This window comes from Umezawaea sp. (genome assembly GCF_036375055.1).
Lineage (GTDB): Bacteria > Actinomycetota > Actinomycetes > Mycobacteriales > Pseudonocardiaceae > Umezawaea.
The window spans coordinates 28,961-47,564 of record NZ_DASUSQ010000166.1 but is presented as its reverse complement, the minus strand read 5'-3'; the positions used below and the strand labels follow the sequence as shown (position 1 = coordinate 47,564).

General features: G+C 71.8%; 15 protein-coding genes. 8 read left to right on the top strand and 7 right to left on the bottom strand.

Annotation, left to right across the window (positions count from 1 at the left end):
• The first annotated feature begins 123 nt into the window (after nucleotides 1-123).
• The gene (locus VFZ92_RS39075) at nucleotides 124-2,037 is read left to right on the top strand and encodes a DUF6807 family protein (RefSeq protein ID WP_330882580.1); all 1,914 of its coding nucleotides are present in this window, start codon (nucleotides 124-126) and stop codon (nucleotides 2,035-2,037) included.
• Here the strand turns inward: VFZ92_RS39075 and VFZ92_RS39070 are convergent.
• Nucleotides 1,992-2,702, bottom strand: a complete 711-nt coding sequence (locus tag VFZ92_RS39070) for a GntR family transcriptional regulator (RefSeq protein ID WP_330882578.1) — start codon at nucleotides 2,700-2,702, stop codon at nucleotides 1,992-1,994. The two genes, VFZ92_RS39075 and VFZ92_RS39070, sit on opposite strands and share 46 nt — an antisense overlap.
• A gap of 313 nt (nucleotides 2,703-3,015) precedes the next feature.
• Here VFZ92_RS39070 and VFZ92_RS39065 point away from each other — a divergent pair, with 313 nt between their 5' ends.
• The 4 genes from VFZ92_RS39065 (at nucleotide 3,016) to VFZ92_RS39050 (ending at nucleotide 7,910) form a co-directional block, all read left to right on the top strand.
• Entirely contained in the window at nucleotides 3,016-4,113 is a 1,098-nt protein-coding gene (locus VFZ92_RS39065; RefSeq protein WP_330882576.1) for a carbohydrate-binding protein, read from the top strand.
• Nucleotides 4,113-5,276 (top strand): hydrolase, encoded by a 1,164-nt coding sequence (locus VFZ92_RS39060; RefSeq protein ID WP_330882574.1) that lies wholly within the window; start codon nucleotides 4,113-4,115, stop codon nucleotides 5,274-5,276. The genes VFZ92_RS39065 and VFZ92_RS39060 overlap by 1 nt, the downstream gene beginning before the upstream one ends.
• 106 nt (nucleotides 5,277-5,382) lie before the next feature.
• Nucleotides 5,383-6,603 (top strand): FAD/NAD(P)-binding oxidoreductase, encoded by a 1,221-nt coding sequence (locus tag VFZ92_RS39055; RefSeq protein ID WP_330882571.1) that lies wholly within the window; start codon nucleotides 5,383-5,385, stop codon nucleotides 6,601-6,603.
• A gap of 173 nt (nucleotides 6,604-6,776) precedes the next feature.
• Nucleotides 6,777-7,910: a N(5)-(carboxyethyl)ornithine synthase gene (locus tag VFZ92_RS39050; RefSeq protein WP_330882569.1), complete on the top strand. Its 1,134-nt coding sequence runs from the start codon at nucleotides 6,777-6,779 to the stop codon at nucleotides 7,908-7,910.
• A 7-nt stretch (nucleotides 7,911-7,917) separates the two neighbouring features.
• Here the strand turns inward: VFZ92_RS39050 and VFZ92_RS39045 are convergent, their stop codons facing one another.
• Together VFZ92_RS39045 and VFZ92_RS39040 are read right to left on the bottom strand one after the other, a co-directional pair.
• Nucleotides 7,918-8,940 carry a hypothetical protein gene (locus VFZ92_RS39045; RefSeq protein WP_330882567.1) on the bottom strand — a complete coding sequence of 341 codons (1,023 nt, stop codon included), beginning with the start codon at nucleotides 8,938-8,940 and terminating at the stop codon, nucleotides 7,918-7,920.
• A gap of 94 nt (nucleotides 8,941-9,034) precedes the next feature.
• Nucleotides 9,035-9,898, bottom strand: coding sequence for a fused MFS/spermidine synthase (locus tag VFZ92_RS39040; protein ID WP_330882565.1), 864 nt, complete (start codon nucleotides 9,896-9,898; stop codon nucleotides 9,035-9,037).
• Nucleotides 9,899-10,060: 162 nt separating this feature from the next.
• Between VFZ92_RS39040 and VFZ92_RS39035 the strand changes: the two genes are divergently transcribed.
• Nucleotides 10,061-10,423 (top strand): DUF1304 domain-containing protein, encoded by a 363-nt coding sequence (locus tag VFZ92_RS39035; RefSeq protein ID WP_330882564.1) that lies wholly within the window; start codon nucleotides 10,061-10,063, stop codon nucleotides 10,421-10,423.
• Here VFZ92_RS39035 and VFZ92_RS39030 read toward each other — a convergent pair.
• Nucleotides 10,417-11,802, bottom strand: coding sequence for a YibE/F family protein (locus VFZ92_RS39030; RefSeq protein ID WP_414720111.1), 1,386 nt, complete (start codon nucleotides 11,800-11,802; stop codon nucleotides 10,417-10,419). The genes VFZ92_RS39035 and VFZ92_RS39030 overlap by 7 nt on opposite strands.
• Before the next feature lie 87 nt (nucleotides 11,803-11,889).
• On the opposite strand from VFZ92_RS39030, the gene VFZ92_RS39025 reads away from it, so the two are divergent.
• Nucleotides 11,890-12,585 carry a nitroreductase family protein gene (locus VFZ92_RS39025; protein ID WP_330882559.1) on the top strand — a complete coding sequence of 232 codons (696 nt, stop codon included), beginning with the start codon at nucleotides 11,890-11,892 and terminating at the stop codon, nucleotides 12,583-12,585.
• Here the strand turns inward: VFZ92_RS39025 and VFZ92_RS39020 are convergent.
• The 3 genes from VFZ92_RS39020 to pnuC are packed head-to-tail and all read right to left on the bottom strand — an operon-like array spanning nucleotide 12,575 to nucleotide 15,249.
• Complete coding sequence (locus VFZ92_RS39020; RefSeq protein ID WP_330882557.1) at nucleotides 12,575-13,498, bottom strand: aminoglycoside phosphotransferase family protein; 924 nt, start codon at nucleotides 13,496-13,498, stop codon at nucleotides 12,575-12,577. The genes VFZ92_RS39025 and VFZ92_RS39020 overlap by 11 nt on opposite strands.
• Nucleotides 13,499-13,522: 24 nt before the next feature.
• On the bottom strand, nucleotides 13,523-14,623 hold the full coding sequence (locus tag VFZ92_RS39015) for an AAA family ATPase (protein ID WP_330882555.1): 1,101 nt from the start codon (nucleotides 14,621-14,623) through the stop codon (nucleotides 13,523-13,525).
• The gene (pnuC, locus tag VFZ92_RS39010) at nucleotides 14,620-15,249 is read right to left on the bottom strand and encodes a nicotinamide riboside transporter PnuC (protein ID WP_330882553.1); all 630 of its coding nucleotides are present in this window, start codon (nucleotides 15,247-15,249) and stop codon (nucleotides 14,620-14,622) included. The genes VFZ92_RS39015 and pnuC overlap by 4 nt, the downstream gene beginning before the upstream one ends.
• A gap of 50 nt (nucleotides 15,250-15,299) precedes the next feature.
• On the opposite strand from pnuC, the gene VFZ92_RS39005 reads away from it, so the two are divergent.
• Nucleotides 15,300-17,189, top strand: coding sequence for an intein-containing Rv2578c family radical SAM protein (locus VFZ92_RS39005; RefSeq protein WP_330882551.1), 1,890 nt, complete (start codon nucleotides 15,300-15,302; stop codon nucleotides 17,187-17,189).
• Nucleotides 17,190-18,604: the final 1,415 nt, after the last annotated feature.

Below are 18,604 nucleotides of genomic sequence, written 5' to 3'. Positions count from 1 at the left end.
TAACGATGGACCTCCACCAGGCATGATCGCAAGGGTGGATAGCGTTGCACAGCAAGGTGGTAAGCGGTTTCCATCTGGTCCCTTGACTGGCCACCGCATCGACGCTTAGCTGGGTGTGACCTGGTGAGCGAGGTGGGCGCGATGGGACGGCTCGGCGGGCCACCGGCCGTCGTCCTCGTCGGAGCCGCCGGGTACGGGCGCGGCTACCTGCGGGAGATCGTCGCGCTGGAGGCCGCGGGGAAGGTCGTGCTGGCGGGGGTCTGCGAGGTCGTCCCGCTGGACCCCGAGGGGCTGCGACTGGTCGGCGGGCGCCCGGTGAGCCCCGACCTGCCGCGGCTGCTCGCGGACACCGGTCCGGACATCGGTGTCGTGTCCACCCCGATGCACACGCACCTGCCCCTCGCGCGGCACGTCGTGGCCTCCGGCGCGCACCTGCTGGTGGAGAAGCCGCCCACGCCGAGCCTGCGGCAGTGGCGCGAACTCGTCGCCCTCACCTCCGGCGTGGCGTGCCAGGTCGGCTTCCAGAGCCTCGGTTCCGGTGCGGTGCGGCGACTCGCGGACCTGGTGCGGCGCGGCGAACTCGGTGACGTCACGGGGATCGGGGTGCACGGGGCCTGGTCGCGCGACGACGCCTACTACTCCCGCGCGCCGTGGGCCGGACGGCGGACGCTCGACGGCCAGCCCGTGGTGGACGGCGCGCTCACCAACCCCTACGCGCACGCCATCGCGACCGCGCTGGCCGTGGACGGCAGCGACACCGTCTCCTCGATCGAGCTGGAGCTGCTGCGGACGCGCGACATCGAGGCCGACGACACGTCCTGCCTGCGGCTGCGGACCGGTCGCGGCACCACCGTGGTCGTCGCGGTGACGCTGTGCGCGGAGGTCGAGCGGGAGCCCGTGCTGGTCGTCCACGGCAGCCGCCACCGCGCCGAACTGCACTACACGCGCGACCGGTTGGTGGTCGACGGCGTCGACGAGGTGTTCGACCACGTCTCCCCGCTGGAGAACCTGGTGGCCCACCTGGAGAACGGCTCGGTGCCGCTCCAGTCGCCCCTGGCGGCGTGCGGTGGTTTCATGAACGTGCTGGAGGCCGTCCGCACGGCGGCGGAACCGGTGCCCATCAATCCGAAGTGGTTGCGGCGGAAGGGGAATCGGGTGGTGGTGAAGGGGATCGACGACGCGGTGGTCCGTTCGGCCGACGAGCTCCGGACGTTCGCCGAACTGGGTGTCCCGTGGTCCGTGCTCGGTCGCGCGGCGCGGTACGGGCGCGAGGCCGTCGTGCCTGCGGGGGTGGTGTCCAGGCCCGCGCTGCACCCGGTCCGCACCCTGGGCGGCACGGTCGTCACCGGCGAGCACCCGGAGGACCACCCGTGGCACCGCGGGATGGGGATGGCGCTGCCCGACGTCGACGGCGTGAACCTGTGGGGCGGTCGGAGCTACCGGCGGGGCCGCGGGTACGTCGAGGGTGAGCTCGGGCAGGTCCGCCAGGCCGAGGACGGCACGGTCGAGTGGTGCGACTCGTTCGGCGCGGTCCTGCTCCGCGAACGCCGCGAGATCCGCAGGCGGGTCGTGGCGGGCGGGTGGGAGCTGGCGTGGACCAGCGTCCTGTCCGCCGACGCCGAGGTGGTGCTGAACAGCCCCGGCAGCCTGGGGCGGTCGGGAGCGGGCTACGGCGGCTGGTTCTGGCGGCTGCCCGACGTCGACCCGGCGCTCGTGCGGGTCGTCACCCCCGACGGGTGCGGCGGCGACGACCTGAACGGCGTCGTCGCGGACTGGCTGGCCGTCGTGGTCGCCGACCCCGTGGCCCCGTGGACGGCGGTCCTGTCCGGCCCGCGCGACCCGTGGTTCGTGCGCGTCTCCCAGTACCGCGGCGTCGGCTCGGCGCTGTGCTGGGACAGACCCAGGCTCGTCCGCCCCGGCCGGGACGTGGCGGTCTCCGTGGTGGTGCGGCTCTACGACGGCGTCATCACGCCGGAGGGCGCGCTGGTCGGTCAGCCCGACGTGCGGTCGAAGCGCAGGTGGGACGTGATGCGGTAGCGGTCGCCGCGGTAGATCGACCTGGTGTACTCGAAGACGCGCTCGCCCGCGTCCCTGGTCGTGCGTTCGAACAGCAGCGCGGGGGCGTACCGGGGCACGCCGAGGAGGGTCGCCTCGTCCGGGTCGGTGACCGTCGGCTCGGTGATCTGGAGCGCCGTCGTGGCGACGATCTCGTAGCGCATCCTGAGCAGCTCGTAGAGCGAGCCCGACTCGAAGTCCTCCGGGCTGATGCCGGGCACCAGGTCGTGCGGGAGCAGGATGCGCTCGATGGCCATCGGGGCGTTCTCCACGATCCGCACCCTGGTGACGGCGAGGAGTTCGTGGCTGGGGGAGACTTCGAGGCGTTGGCCGAGGCGGGCGCCCGCCGGTTCGACGCGGAACTCCACGACCTTGCTGAACCAGGTGCCCTCGGCCGGGGGGACGGTGAAGTCGCCCGGCGTGGTCGGGGTGAGCTCCTGGCTGATCTTCCTGGTGCCGGTGAAGGTGCCGCGGCCGTGCTCGCGGACCAGCAGGCCGTCCCTGGCGAGGTCGTCCATGGCGGCGCGCAGCGTCGGCCTGGAGACGCCGAACTCCTCGCTCAGCGCGCGTTCGGACGGCATGACCTCGCCCGGCCGCCGCTGCTGGATGAGTTCGCGCAGACGCTCCCGCACCTCTGTTCGCCGCACCGCTGGCTCCCTCCCGTTGCGCCCTCCGCATCGTAGCAACTGGTGACCCCGAACAGCCCGTCGGAAAGTGACCAGTGGTCTTACCTCTTGGGTGGTGATCGAAACCTCGGAAGCCCTGGCAGATTATCGGTCTAGACCTCTTGACTTTACCTGTGAGGTAGACCACTTTGCTCGTGGGGGACCTGTTGCTGGACCACTGGTAAAACTGCAACAGGTCACCGGTCGCCGCGGTCCTCCCCCGTCCCCACCGAGAGAGCGGACGCTCATGACGCGATCCAGCAGAACTCGTTTCACCACGGCCGCAGCAGCGGCCGTGTCAGCACTGTCGATGGTCGCGGTGGGTGTCTCCACCGCGTCCGGCGCCCCCGTGGAGACCCGTGACGTGGCCGCCGCGGCGTGCGGCGCCCTGTTCGACGACTTCTCCTACGCGTCGCACACCGACGGCGCGCTCGGCTCGCACGGCTGGCAGGTCCGGTCCAACGCGGGCGGTCCCGGCGTGCCGGGGGCCCGCTGGGCGCCGGAGGGCATCACGTTCCCGACCTCCGACGGCGACAAGGTGCTGCAACTCGCGTCCTCCACCAACGGGACCGGCGCGGGCACCACGCAGACCGAGATCTTCCAGGGCAACCGGCGGTTCCTCGAAGGCACCTACGCGAGCCGCATCCGGTTCTCCGACGCGCCGTCCAGCGGACCCGACGGCGACCACGTGAACCAGACGTTCTTCACCATCAGCCCGCTGCGCTACAACAACGACCCGATCTACAGCGAGCTGGACTTCTCCGAGTACCTGCCCAACGGCGGGTGGGGTGAGACCGGGCCGGTCAACTTCCAGACCAGCTGGCACACCTACACGCCCGACCCCTGGTACGCGGAGAACAAGAGCAGCAGCCAGCGGCGCAGCATCAACGGCTGGCACACGGTCGTGTCCACGGTGTCGGCCGGGCACGTCAAGTACTACATCGACGGCGCGCTGGTCGCGGACCACGACCGCAGCGGTCCGTTCGACGTGTACCCGCGGCAGGCGATGTCGCTGAACTTCAACCAGTGGTTCATCGACACCGCGGGCCACAGCGGCGGCACGGCCACCTACCTCCAGCAGGTCGACTGGGTGTACTACGCCAAGGACCAGGTGCTCTCGCCGTCCGCGGCCGTCGCGAACGCCGCGGCGTTCCGGTCGAGCGGCGTGCGGTTCAAGGACGACATCGGCTCGGGAAGCTGCACGACCACCCCGCCGCCACCGACGACGACCACGCAGCAGCCGCCCGCGAGCGGCACGTGGGCACCGAACACCTTCTACCCGGTCGGCGCGCAGGTCACCTACGGCGGCGCGACCTACCGCTGCCTCCAGCAGCACACCTCCATCGTGTCGTGGGAGCCCTCGGCCACCCCCGCCCTCTGGCAGCGTGCCTGATGGGGCGCGCGACGAGGGGCCGGGTCGCGGGAGCGGCACTGGCCGCCGCCGCCGTGGTCGGTTCCCTGATCACCGCCGGGGGTGCGAGCAGCGCGGCGGCCCCGGCTCCGGCCGCGGCCTGCGGTGTCCTGTTCGACGACTTCGACTACTCCTCGCACACCGACGGCGCGTTGGGTCGGCACGGCTGGCAGGTCCGCTCGAACGCGGGCGGTCCCGGCGTGCCGGGTGCGACGTGGGCGCCGGAGAACGTCACGTTCCCCACGGTGAACGGTGACAAGGTGCTCCAGATGGCGTCGTCGACCGACGGCACCGCCGCGGGCACCGAGCACACCGAGATCCTCCAGGGGGAGCGGCGGTTCCTCGAAGGCACCTACGCGAGCCGCATCCGGTTCTCCGACGCTCCCGCGAGCGGCCCGGACGGCGACCACGTGAACCAGACGTTCTTCACGATCAGCCCGCTGCGCCACGACAACGACCCGCTGTACAGCGAGCTGGACTTCTCCGAGTACCTGCCCAACGGCGGCTGGGGCGAGACCGGCCCCATCAACTACCAGACGAGCTGGCACACCTACCAGCTCGAACCGTGGGCGTCGAAGAACAAGAGCAGCAGTCAGCGGTCCAGTGCGGACGGTTGGCACGACGTCGTCGCGACCGTCGCCGACGGGCACATCAGGTACTACGTCGACGGCGCGCTGGTCGCGGACCACGACCGCAGCGGTCCGTTCGACGTGTACCCGCGGCAGGCGATGTCGCTGAACTTCAACCAGTGGTTCATCGACCTCGCGGCGCACAGCGGCGGCCTGGCCACGTACCTGGAGCAGGCCGACTGGGTCTACTACGCGAAGAACCAGGTGCTCACGCCCGCCGCGGCCGTCGCGAACGCGGCGAACTACCGGTCGAGCGGCGTGCGGTTCGTCGACGACCTCGTGGGTGAGTGCGGTGGCACGCCGCCCACGACGACGACCACGACGACCACCACCACCACCACGACCACGCCCGGCACCCCGGTCGGCTGCGCGGGGGTGTCCGCGTGGCGCTGGGAGAGCGTCTACCTGGAGAACGCGCGGGTCACGCACAACCAGCGGCTGTGGCGCGCCCGCTGGTGGACCCAGGGTTCCGAGCCCGGCCCGACCGCCCAGTGGGAGGACCTCGGCCGCTGCTGACGCGACGGCCGACGTCGCCGGTGCCCGCCCGCACGCCGCAGCCGGGCACCGGTGACGGCCGAGCACCGAGGAGGAGCGCGGTGACCGAGGGGGAGGTGTCGCACCCGTGCGCCGCGCGGGCCGTCCGCCGGTGCGGCGCGTGACCGCCGACGTGCTCGTGGTCGGCGCGTCCACCGCCGGGCTCGGAGTGGTGGAGGGGTTGCGCCGCAGGGGTTTCCGCGGGTCCATCCAGCTCGTGGGCGCGGAGGACGAGCTGCCCTACGACCGGCCGCCGCTGTCGAAGAAGGTGCTGTCCGGCGAGTGGCCGCCGGAGCGCGCGCTGCTGCGCGACGACGACCGCCTCGACGACCTGTGCCTCCACCTCGTGCTCGGGAGGCGGGCCGTGGGGCTGGACGTCGAGGCCCACCAGGTGGAACTGGCGGACGGCTGGCGGGTCGGGTACCGGACGCTCGTCGCGGCGACCGGCCTGGTGCCGCGGCGGCTGCCGTTCGGGCGGGGGCTCACGGGCGTGCACACCGTGCGCACCCTGCACGACAGCGCGGTCCTGCGGGCGGACCTGCTGGCCGCGCGCGAGGTGGTCGTCGTCGGCGCGGGCGTGCTCGGGTGCGAGATCGCGGCGACCGCGCGGGGCATGGACCTCGACGTCACCGTGGTCGACCCGCTGCCCGTGCCGATGCAGCTTCGGCTGGGCCGTGAACTCGGCGGCCACGTCGCCGCGCTGCACGAGTCGGAGGGCGTGCGGATGAGGACGGGCACACCGGTCTCCGGACTGCTCGGCGCGCACGGCCGGGTCACCGGCGTGCGGCTGGGCGGTGGGGAGGTGGTGCCCGCCGACGTCGTCGTGGTGGCGATCGGCTCCACCCCCGCGACGGACTGGCTGGCGGGCAGCGGGGTCGTCCTCGACGACGGCGTGGTGTGCGACTCGCGGTGCCGCGCGGCCCCGGACGTCTACGCGGTCGGCGACGTCGCCCGGTGGCGGCACGACGTGCTCGGCACCGACGTGCGGCTGGAGAACCGGGCGAACGCCGTCGGGCAGGCGCGGTTCGTGGCGGGCGACATCAGCGGCGCCGACCGGCCCTACACGCCCGTGCCGTACTTCTGGACCGACCAGTACGACTCGCGGATCCAGGTGCACGGCCGGGTCCCCCCCCGGACGCGGACATCCGCGTGCTCGACGGCTCGCCCGAGTCGGGCCGGTTCACCGCGCTGGCCGTCGCCGACGGCGAACCGGTCGGCGTCGTCGGCTGGAACAGCCCCGCGCACGCCGCACGGGACACCCTGCTCCGGAAGGGCTTCCGCTGAGGACGCCGATGCGGCGCGGCGGTGACGCCCGGCACCCAACCACGTGGTCGTCGACCGGTGTGATGCCGACCGCGCCTTCAGGTGGAGAATTGTGACCGGTGAGGTGGGATAAATCGGAGTACGGTCGGTATCGCCGGGAATTAGCTGGTCAACAGCCATGTGATTGTCGGCGGAACGGCGTGTGAAATGGAGTTTCAGGTGGACCTGCTCACCATCGGGGTAATTTCTCGTTCGAGCAAGGAAAACGAGCGCAGACTGCCGATCCACCCGCTGCACTTCGAGCGGATCGACGCGGACCTGCGGGCTCGGGTGTACCTGGAACACGGCTACGGCGAGCGTTTCGGGGTGTCGGACGAGCGGCTCGCGTCGCAGGTCGCGGGCCTGCGCACACGCGCGGAGCTGATCGCCGAGAGCGACGTCGTGCTGCTGGCGAAGCCGCTGCCGCAGGACGTGGCCGAGTTGCGCACCGGCCAGGTGCTGTGGGGCTGGCCGCACTGCGTGCAGGACGAGAAGCTGACGCAGGCGGCGATCGACCGGCGGCTGACGCTGATCGCGTTCGAGGCGATGAACCACTGGACGAGCGATGGCGCGTTCGGCCTGCACGTGTTCCACAAGAACAACGAACTGGCCGGGTACTCCTCGGTGCTGCACGCGCTGGAGCAGGTCGGCTCGACCGGCGACTACGGCAGGCGGCTCCGCGCGGTCGTCATCGGCTTCGGCGCCACCGCCCGCGGCGCGGTGACGGCGTTGAACGCGCTCGGCGTGCACGACGTCCACGTCCTCACCAACCGCGACGTCGCCGCCGTCGGCTCGCCGATCCACTCGGCGGTCATGGTGCAGTTCGACCACGACGACGAGGACCCCCGCCGCAGCAACGCGGACACCCGCGACGGCCGCGTGCCGCTGGCCGAGTTCCTCGCGGGCCACGACATCATCGTGAACTGCGTCCTCCAGGACACCGCCGCGCCGCTCACGTTCCTGATCGAGGCCGACCTCCCCACCCTCGCGCCGGGCACGCTGATCATCGACGTCTCGTGCGACGAGGGCATGGGCTTCAGCTGGGCCAGGCCGACGACGTTCGCCGCGCCGACGTTCGTGGTGGGCGACCAGGTCACCTACTACGGCGTCGACCACAGCCCGTCGCACCTGTGGAACTCGGCGAGCTGGGAGATCAGCGAAGCCCTGCTGCCGCACCTGCGCACGGTGCTCCGGGGCCCGGCTTCGTGGGACGCCGACGAGACCGTCCGGCGGGCGATCGAGATCCGCGACGGCGTCATCCGCAACCCCGCGATCCTGGCCTTCCAGAACCGACCGGCGGAGTACCCGCACTAGCTGGTCGTCACGGGGTGTCGTAGTAGGAGCGGTTCCGCAGGCGGTGCAGGCACGCGGGGCACAGCACACGGCCGGGTCCCACCGGGGCACGACCGCACTTCGAGCAGAGCGGTCCCGGTGACGGGTCGTCGTGGTCGGGGTTGACGCAGGTCGTGGTCCCGGCGGCGGCACGGACCCCGGCAGGCGCGCTGCCGGGCCGGTACTCGCCGCTCGTGCCGGTGAGGTCCTGGAACAGCGCCAGGTTCTCGGGCGAGACGAGGTGGACGTGGCCCAGCAGGTCACGCATGGGGACCATCTCCCGTGCGGGGATCATCTCGGCGATGTCGTCCACGGTGAGCCCGCGCCAGGGTTCCCGTCGCGGGTGGTGCTTCCCGCAGGGGGATCTCCCGTCCGCCGGGCAGGAGCCGAAGTTCGGGACCCTGCACGCCAGGGCGACGAACCTGCTCGGGCCGAAGGCGGTGGCCGAGCGCCGGACGGGCAGCGAACTCCACCGCAGCGTGTTGCACCCGAGCGCGGGAACCTGGTGGAACCACGGCGGGGTGTTGTCGGAGTCGAGGAACCAGACGGGGAGCCAGCCGACGTTGAACGACTTCGTGGTGCGGGTCTTGACCACGGAGGTCTCCAGCGTCGAGTGCTGCACCTCGACACCGGTGCGACGGGGGCCTTCGATGGCCACGTCGAGGATGGTGTTCGCCTCGGTCCGGTGCTCCTGCCACGCCCGGTAGCCCGCGTCCTCGGCGGCGCGCTGCCAGTAGTCCTTCTGGCGTCGGTGCTCGTCGGACTCCCGCGAGATCCGGTGCCGCTCCAGCCCGCAGTCGCCTCCGGGGAAGTGCACCGCCCAGTAGCGGCCGTCGCGGACGCGGACGTGCATCTCGGCTCCACCCCCGGTCGCGGCGCGCAGGCAGAGCAGGGTCCTGTCCCCGCGGCGGATCTGGCGGTGCAGCGACCGGATGAGGGCGAAGTCCCGCCCGTCGAGGCGGGACAGGTCGAGCCTGCGGTTCTGCGGGGTGTACAGGACCGGGGTCGACATCCGGGTGCCTCCCTCCTGGTGCTTCGAGGGTAGGTCCGGGTCCCGCGGTCGACCATCCTGATCAGTGCTTTCACCCGCGGCCGTTCGGGTACGACTACTCCGCGGGCAGGCCCCACGTGCCGGGCGGCGGGCTGGGGGAGCGGGTGGCGGTCGCGTCCGTCGTCGGCTTCGCGCCGCCGATGAACCGCTCCAGCTGCCGCCCGTGCTCGACCCTGCCGGGGAACGGGTCGCCCGCCGTGCGCCGGACCAGCTGCTCGACGGGCAGCTCGACGTGCGAGCCGAGGATGATCAGGTTGCCGAACCGGCGGCCGCGCAGGATGCCGGGCTCGGCGATCACGGCGACGTGCTCGAACACCGCGCGCACGGTCGAGGCCTGGGCGCGGGCGTACACCAGCGCGTTGCCGTCGCCGATGTTGGACGCGTAGATCCCGTCCGCGACCATCGTGCGCGCGGCCTCCTGGACGTACTCCAGCGACGTGAGGTGCGCGGGCGTGCGGGCGCCGGAGAACACGTCGCTCACGACGAGGTCGAACGTCGCGCTCGGCGCGCGGGACATCACCTCGCGGGCGTCGCCGTTGCGGATGCGGATGCGGGCGTTCTTGTCCGGCGGCAGCACGCGCCGCAGCAGGTCGATCAGCGCCGCGTCGATCTCCACGACCTGCTGGGTCGACCTCGGCCTGGTCGCGGAGATGTACCTCGGCAGCGTGAACCCGCCGCCGCCGAGGTGCAGGGCCCGCACGGGCTTGCTCTCGGGCGCCATGAGGTCCACCACGTGGCCGAGGCGCTGGACGTACTCGAACTCCAGGTTCGTCGGGTCGTCGAGGTCCACGTGGGACTGCGCGGTGCCGTTGAGGCGCAGCAGCCAGGCGTTCGGCCGGTCCGGGTCGGGGGACAGCTCGGCCGTGCCGGAGTCGACCTGTTCGCTCAGCGTCTGCGGGGTGTTCCTGCCACGTGCCACGGCACCAGTATCCGCCATGCCCGCGGCGCCCCGGACCGCGTGGGCTGCGCGAACACCCCTGGATCCGCTGCCCGAACCCCCGATAGTGGAACAGGGGTGCGTCCGCCCGTCCGCTCACTGACACGATACGGACCGGTACACCGCTCAACCCTGGAGGACCCCGTGCAGATCGCGGCGAACATCATGGTCGGCCTCGTGGCGATCATCCACTTCTACATCCTGGTGCTGGAGATGTTCCTCTGGGACAAACCGCGCGGGTACAAGGCGTTCGGCCTGACCCCGGAGTTCGCGAAGGAGACCAAGACGCTCGGTGCGAACCAGGGCCTCTACAACGGCTTCCTCGGCGCCGGTCTGCTCTACTCGCTGATCGTCGACGGCGACCCCTCGTTCCAGTTCGCCGTGTTCTTCCTGGTGTGCGTCATGGTGGCCGGGGTCTACGGCGCGCTGACGGCCAGCAAGAGGATCATCTTCGTCCAGACGGTGCCCGCGACCCTCGCCCTCGTCCTGGTGCTGGTCGCTCACTGAGGTCGGGTCCACGGACCCTTGTCCCGGTGGTAGCCGGTGTAGAGGTCACCGGACAGCCGGGCGACCGGTCGCCTCCGCCTGCGCGGGGCGACCGGTTCGGGTTCCGGTTCCGGGTCGGGGTCCACGGCGGGGGGCTCCTCCACTGTGGACGCCGGAACCGGTTCCCGCGTCGCCACGAGCACCGCGAGGGCCGTCGTCACCGGCACCGCCGCCACCAGGCCGATGCTGCCCACGAGCGTCCGGACGATCTCCTGGGCGACCTGCTGCGCCGTGAAGATCTCGAACAGCCCCCTCCCGGACAGCGAGAACGCCAGCAGCAGCGGCAACGCGGCGCCCGCGTAGGCCATGACCAGCGTGTTCACCACCGACGACATGTGGTCGCGGCCGATCCGCAGACCCGCCGAGTACAGCTTGCGGCGGCTCAGCGACGGGTTCGCCCGGCGCAGCTCCCACACCGAGCTGGTCTGCGTCACGGTCACGTCGTCCAGCACGCCGAGCGCGCCGATCAGGGCACCCGCCAGCAGCAGGCCGCGCGTGTCGATGCCGCGACCGAGCAGCGCGACCAGGTTCGCCGTGTCCTCGTCCAGGCCGGTGAGCTTGCCGAACGCCGAGAACAGCGAGCCGAGCGCGCCGATGATCGCCAGGCTGACCAGGGTGCCGAGCACGGCCGTCGACGTGCGCGCCGTCAGCCCGTGCGTGAGGTACAGCACGACGAACATGATCAGCCCGGCGCCGACCACGGCGACCAGCAGCGGGTCCTCGCCTGCCAGGATCGCGGGCAGCACGAACAGGATCAGCACCACGAAGCTGAGCACCAGCGCGCCGAGCGCCTTCAACCCCTGCCAGCGGCCCAGCAGCAGCACGGCCAGCGCGAACAGCGCGGCCAGCACGGCCAGCGGGACCCCGCGCTGGAAGTCGACCAGCTGGTAGGACTGCGGGTCCGTCGGGTTCGCGCCCGCGTAGGCCAGCACGACCGCGTCGTCCACGGCGAACTTCGGCGTCGCGGGCTCGTTCGGCACCGGAACGGTGATCGACCTCCCGGAGGCCTCGCCCTCGGTCATCGTCACCGTGACCAGCAGGCAGTCCCCGGTGCCCGCCTGGCCGCCGCACGACCCCGCGACGACGGCCGTGACGTCGGCCTTGACCGGGCTCTGGCGCAGACCGATCTCCGCGCCCGTCTTCTGGTCGTGGCCGAACGGGTAGAGCAGCAGCGCGCCGACGACCGTCAGCAGCACCAGCGGCACGAGCAGGACCAGCAGCAGCGTGCGGACCTGTCTCGACGCGGGCTCGACGGGACCGTGGCCGTGGCCGTGACCCGTCGTCGGCTGTGCTCGGCGTCGGCGTCGCCCCGTCGGCAGCTTGTCCTCCACGGCGCACATCATTCACGACGACTGGGGTGCCCGTGATCCGGACGGCCCGGCGGACAGGGGTTCTGCTCCGCACCCCACCCGAGCCACACTCGATCCGTGACGACGACGCACTGGACCCCCGACCACGGCCTGGAGTTCGACCCGGTGCCGTACCGCCCGGCCCGGCTGGCCTTCGAGGAATCGCTGCGGATCTCGGCGGACCTGCGCGCGCGGATGGCCGAACGCCGCACGGTGCGGATGTTCTCCCCGGACGCCGTGCCGGACGAGCTGGTGCTCAACGCCATCGCCGTCGCCGCGACCGCGCCCAGCGGCGCGCACCAGCAGCCGTGGACGTTCGTCGTGGTCAAGGACCCCGAGGTGCGCGCCCGCATCCGCGCCGCGGCCGAGCAGGAGGAGCGGGTCTCCTACGCGGGCAGGCTCGGCGAGCAGTGGCTCGAGGCGCTCCGTCCACTCGGGACGGACGACCACAAGCCGCACCTCACCGACGCGCCGCACCTGGTCGTCGTGTTCCAGCAGCGGTTCTACCTCGAAGCCGACGGCAGCACCCGCAAGCACTACTACGTGGACGAGTCCGTCGGCATCGCGGTCGGGATGATGCTGACCGCGCTGCACCTGTCCGGCCTGGCCGCGCTGACGCACACGCCGTCGCCGATGAGGTTCCTCGGCGAGGTGCTGGACCGCCCGCGCAACGAGAAGGCGTTCGCCGTCGTCCCGATCGGCTACCCGGCCGACGACTGCGTCGTGCCGAACCTGGTGCGCAAGTCGCTCGACCAGGTCGTCGTCACGGTCTGACCAGGCGGCGGACGTCGTCGACGATGCCGGGCAGGGCACTGGTGTTGTCGATCAGCGCGAAGAAGTTCCACAGTTCGAGGGCGTGGTGCAGCGAGTAGAGGGCGACGCGGTCGCGCCAGTCGTCGGGCAGCGGCCCGTAGCCCTCCAGCAGACCGGCCAGCTTCGCCCCGTCGCCGCGGATCGAGTAGTAGTCGGTCTTGGCGACGTCGAGCACGGGGTCGGCGGCGATCGCGTTCTCCACGTCGACGAACCCCCTCACCTCCCAGCCGTCCGCCCCGCGGTCCACCAGCACGTTGCCCTCGTGCAGGTCGTTGTGGCACAGGACCGGTGCCGGGCAGCGCGCGAACAGCCCGGCCCGCTCGGCGACGTGCTCCTCCACCGCGCGGCGCAGGTCGGGGTCGCCGCCGAAGAGGGAGAGGGTCCTGGCGAACCGGCGGGTCATGTACCGGTCGTTCGCGGGCTCGGGGTCGACGACCTCGGTCGTGATCTCCCCGAAGCCGTCCTGGCCGATGCCGTGCAGGGCCGCCAGGAACTCCCCGAGACCCCGGTAGAGCCCGCGGTGCTCGTCGTCGGCCAGGCCGGGGGAGACCTCGGACAGCGGGACGCCGGGCACCCTGGTCAGCACGGTGAACGCCCGGTCGAGCAGGCCCCCGGCGCGTTCGACGTGCAGCACCTCGGGGACCGGTCCGACGCCGTGCCGGGCGAGCGTCCGGTAGACGTGCACCTCCTTGTCCTGCCGGTAGCTCCACTCGTCGGCGTAGACCTTGACGATCACCGGTGTGGCGCAGCGCAGCTCGTGGACGCCGCTCAGCTCCCCGCCCGTCCGGCGCACGACCCCGGTGAGGGTCGCCGCGGGCGCGACGCGCCGCAGGATCGCCCGCGCGGCGGAGGGGGTGAGGTCGGCGTCCGGCACGGTCGCGGACGGTAGACCACCCGGTCATCCCCGGCGACCGGTTTTCGGCGCCTCCAGGGGCCGGGCGAAGCGGAAGTGGTCGACGAGCACGTCCCGCGTCGCCGCAATCGCTTGCGCCAACCGGTCGCCGTGCGTGCCGGTCAGCAGCCGCCACGGCACGCCCCGCTCCGCGAGGCCCGCGGTGAACAGACCCGTCATCCGCTCGCGGAGGTGCTCGCCGTCGCGCCAGCCGTCCTGCTCGAACGGCACCCCGACGTGGTCGGTGAGCAGGTACAGCGCGGGCCTGCGGGCGTGCGGGGCGATGTCGGCGTGCGGCGCGCCGAGGTAGCGGTGGCCCCACACGGTCGCCGCCCACGCGTCGTTGTCGCACACCAGCACCGGACCGTCCACCGCGGCGTCCTCGTCGGACTGCTGGCGCACGGCCACGTCCACGAAGTCGCCGACCGTCCAGACCAGACGGTCCACTCCGGTCCCGGGGTCGAAGGCGCGCGCGGCGGCCAGCTTCAGCTCCGTGTGCCGCCTGCCGTGCTCCGGCACCCACGGAGCGGCCAGCTCCGCCGCCAGCGCGCGGGACAGCGTGGTCGTCCCCGTGCTCTCGGCGCCCACCACGACGATCCGCGCGGCCAGGCCCCGCCGGGTCGCCGGGGCCAGGTGGTGCCAGTGCGCGGCCGGGTCGGCGCGCACCGCCGTGCCGGAGACCGGCACCGCCGCGCGCGCCGGGTCCACGGCGACGTGCTCGGCCCCCAGCCGCTTCGCCAGCTCGTCGCCGTAGGCCTCGCTGGAGAACACGGCGTCCACGGGGGCGCCCGCCGGGTCGCCGTCGAGGATGGCCCGCCGGGACAGCACCGACCTCGTGACGCCCACGTGGAGCTCCCAGACCGCGTCGTCCTCGAAGTCCATCGGGTGGTCGTCGAGGTCGCCGAGCACCACCACGCCGGGGTCGTCCGCGTGCTCGGCGGCGAGCCACGACACCCGGTCCGCCAGCGGGATCGACTCGACGCTGGAGCCCAGCACGGCGACGGTGGTGCGCTCGCTGCTCGCCGCCGCCGTGCGGACCAGGTGGTGGTGGCCCGCGTGCGGCGGGTAGAACTTGCCGAGCACCAGCGCGTGGCGGAAGCGGGTCATGCGGCGACCAGGTCCCGGCGGTGGGCCTTCGACCAGGACCGCAGGCCCAGGACGCACAGGGCGATGAAGCCGAGGTACAGGATCGCCGTGAGCCACAGGCCCTTGTAGGCGTAGAGCGGCACGTAGATGACGTCGGCGGCGATCCACAGCCACCACGACTCCAGCTTCTTGCGCGTCTGGCCCCAGGTCGCGAGCAGGGACAGGACCGTGGTGATCGAGTCGGCCCACGGCACCGTGGACGACGTGTAGCTCGTCAGGACCCAGACCAGGACGCCGGTCAGCACGACGCCCGCGACGGCGAGCCAGAGCCACTGCGCCGACGTCGTGCGGCTGACGGGCAGCGGCGTGCGCTCGACGCCGCCGCGCAGCCAGGACCACCAGCCGTAGAGGGCCAGGCCCACGTAGACGACCTGGAGCCCCGAGTCGGCGTAGAGGCCGCTGGTGGCGAACAGGGCCAGGAACGCCAGGTTGTTGAGGATGCCGATGGGCCAGTTCCAGGTGTTCTGCCTGGCCACCAGCCACACGCAGAGGGCGCCCGTCACGAACCCGAACACCTCTCCCCAGGTCGTCGCGGCGCCCGCGAAGGTGAGCGCGGGGGTGGTGAAGGGGATCAGGAGGAAGTCCAACGGGTGACTCCGATTGACGTCGGGTTCGAACACGTGTTCGAATCAATGCCATGCGATGGGACGGCCAAAAGGACGGGGCAGCACCTCAGCAGGCGCTACCGGGGTTGCCGGGGCTCGTGCGCAGCGTACGAACTCCCGAGTTCTCCGGCGTGGTGTTCCACGAGGTGCACGCCAAATCCGTGCTGAACAAGGTGGCGGGCGCCTCGCCCATGCCGTTCAAGTGGACGGTCAACCCCTACCGCGGGTGCACGCACGGGTGCACGTACTGCTTGGACGGTTCCACGCCGGTGCTGCTGGGGGACGGGCGGGTTCGGGCGCTCGCCGAACTCGAAGTGGGCGACGAGGTGTGCGGCACGCGCGGGGGCAGGTACGTGCGCACGACCGTCCTCGCGCACTGGCGGACGGTGAAGCCCGCCTACCGGGTCGTGCTGGAGGACGGCAGGTCGCTGGTGTCCAGCGGGGAGCACCGGTTCCTGAGCACCGAGGGGTGGAGGCACGTCGCCTCCGGTTCGTGCGACCTGCCCCGGCTCTCGGTGGGCGACCGCCTGGTCGGGCTCGGCGGCGCCGTCACCGGTCCGGTGGAGGACGCCGAGTACCGCGGCGGGTACCTGTGGGGCGTGGTCCGGGGCGGTCTGACCACCGAGCCCGAGGCGCTGGAGAGGGCCGAGCGGTACGCGGCGCTCGACCGCGACCGCATCGAGTGGCCCGTGGCCCCGGAGGACAGTTGGACCAAGGGCTTCCTCGCCGGGGTGTTCGACGCCGCGGGCCGGTGCGACGACGGTGTGCTGCGCATCCGCACGGACCACCCGATCGTCGACGCCGTGGTGCTCGGCCTGAAGCGGCTCGACTTCGACTGCACCGTCGAGGACGGCGTGACGAGGCTGCGCGGCGGGGCGTCGGAGGCCCTGCGGTTCTGCCACACCGTCGAGCCCGCCCGCAGCGCGCACCGATCGGTCGACGGCGCGCCCCTGGACGCGACCGCGCGGGTCGTGGCCGTGGAGGCGCTGGGCGAGGACCGTCCGCTGTTCGACATCACCACCGGCACCGGCGACTTCGTGGCCGACGGCGTCGTCAGCCACAACTGCTTCGCGCGCAACTCGCACCAGTACCTCGACCTGGACGCGGGCCACGACTTCGACAGCCAGGTCGTGGTGAAGGTCAACGCCGCCCAGGTGCTCACCCGTCAGCTCCGGTCGACCAGGTGGCGGCGCGAGCACGTCGCGATGGGCACCAACACCGACCCCTACCAGCGCGCCGAGGGCCGGTACCGGCTGATGCCGGGCATCATCACGGCACTGGCCGACTCCGGCACCCCCTTCTCCATCCTCACCAAGGGCACCCTCCTGGCCCGTGACCTCCCCCTGCTGGCCGAGGCGGCCAAGTCGGTCTCCGTGGGCATCGGCGTCTCCCTGGCCCTCCTGGACCGCGACCTCCAGTCCTCCCTGGAGCCAGGCACCCCCAGTCCCCAGTCCCGTCTGGACCTGATCCGCCGAGTCCGCGACGCGGGCCTCCCGTGCGGCGTCTTCATCGCCCCGGTCCTCCCCGCCCTCACCGACTCGAAGGAACACCTGGACGCGCTGCTGGGCGAGATAGCCGCCGCAGGCGCCACCGGCGCGACAGCCCTGGCCCTCCACCTCCGCCCCGGCGCACGCGAGTGGTTCGCCAGGTGGCTGCTCCGTGAACACCCGGACCTGCTGGACGGCTACCGAAACCTGTACGGCACGGGCAGCAACGCCGACAAGCGCTACCGCACCTGGCTCACCGCCCGCCTGCGCCCGCTACTCAGAAGACACGGCTTCGAACCACCCCACAGCCGCCCCGCCACCGGGTCCCCGCCGGAGAGCGACGGCGACGGCGAGGCCAGGTGGCCGGAAGGAGCCCTACCCGCCGACATCCCCACCCAACGCGGGATAGACCGCGACCAACTGACCCTGCTGTAGCCGCAGCACGCGGCGGGCGCGCGGGGCGGGGGCGCGCAGCCGGGGCGGAGGGGCGCTGGGGCGGAGGTGGGGAGCCGCTGGGGGTGGGGAGCCGCTGGGGGTGGGGAAGCGTCGAGGGCGGGGAAGCGCTGAGACGGGAATGGCGACCGGGGGGTGCCTCCGGATCAGCGGGCAGGGAGAGGGACAGGCCGTCAGGCAGGGGAACGGGCGGACGGCCGGGCCGCGGGGGTGGTCGGCCAGCCGGGTGTGCGGCGGGGTGGCTGGCGAGCGCCCGAGCTGCGTGAAACCAGGGTGCCTGGGCGACTGGGCTGCACGGAAACGGGGTTGGCCGGGTTGCGCGAAAGCGCAAGGCGCAGGACGGCTGGGTACGGCGATGGCGGGGGAAGCGGAACGGTCGAGAATGGCGACGGTAAGGCAATAGGAGAGCCAGGCATCAAGGAAAGGCCGGGCATCAAGGAAGGGGCGGACGCCAAGGAGGGGCGGGCGTAGAGGAAGGGTAGGCGTCCAAGCGCGTCTGACATCGGGCACCGCACAGTCCAACGACGGGATGGTCGGGTGCAGAGGACGGGCTGGCAGCGGGTGTCGCACAGGCGAACGGTGGGTGGTCGCGCGAAGGGGGTCGGGCAAGCGGAGATAGCTGGACAAGCAGGGCGGGTGGATTCGTGCGACGGTGGCGGCCGGGGCGGCGGGGCGAGTTTCGGCCCGGCGGCTCAAGTTTTGCCACCGACCCGCCGACCTGCTGGCTCGCTGGCCTGCTGACTCGCCGAACTGCCGAACTGCCGAACTGCCGGCTTGAGGGCTTGAGGGCTTGAGGGCTTGTGAGTCTGCCGAGTCCCCAGGTAGGCATGAGTAGCCATCGCCACCCCTGGACAGGTCGGGATCATCTGCCAGCCATGACCGATTTCGCGCGAAAGTGAGTCGGGGCCTTCCCTGAAACGTGGCCGATTTTACTCGGGGGATTTGACCCTTAAAATTTGTGATCGGGCAGGCTTTCGGGACTGCCCTTTTTGCCCGATCAAGGGTCAAATCGAGGGGTCCCCGAGTCAAATCGGCCACAGCACGCTGGAAGTCGAAGCCGCCCAGCTCGCAGCTGGCACCCCAGGTCACGAAGGCGGACACCCTCCGCCACCCCGCTCGCGCAATTATCTCCTACAGTTTCCGTTCTTTGTCAAGGTAGGAAAGATTCCTTGACAAAGAACGGAAACTGCGAGGGCGCTTCGGATCGGGCCGGCGGAGGGGGACTGCGACGGTTGACTTGGGTGCTTCCGTTCGCACAGCCTGAGTTGGGTGCTTCCGTTCGCACGGCTTGAGTTGGGTGCTTTCGTTCGCACGGCTTGAGTTGGGTGCTTCCGTTCACCCCGCCGCCGGGTCGTGCGACGCCGTCTCACGCGCGCTACCGGGACAGCGGGCGAGTT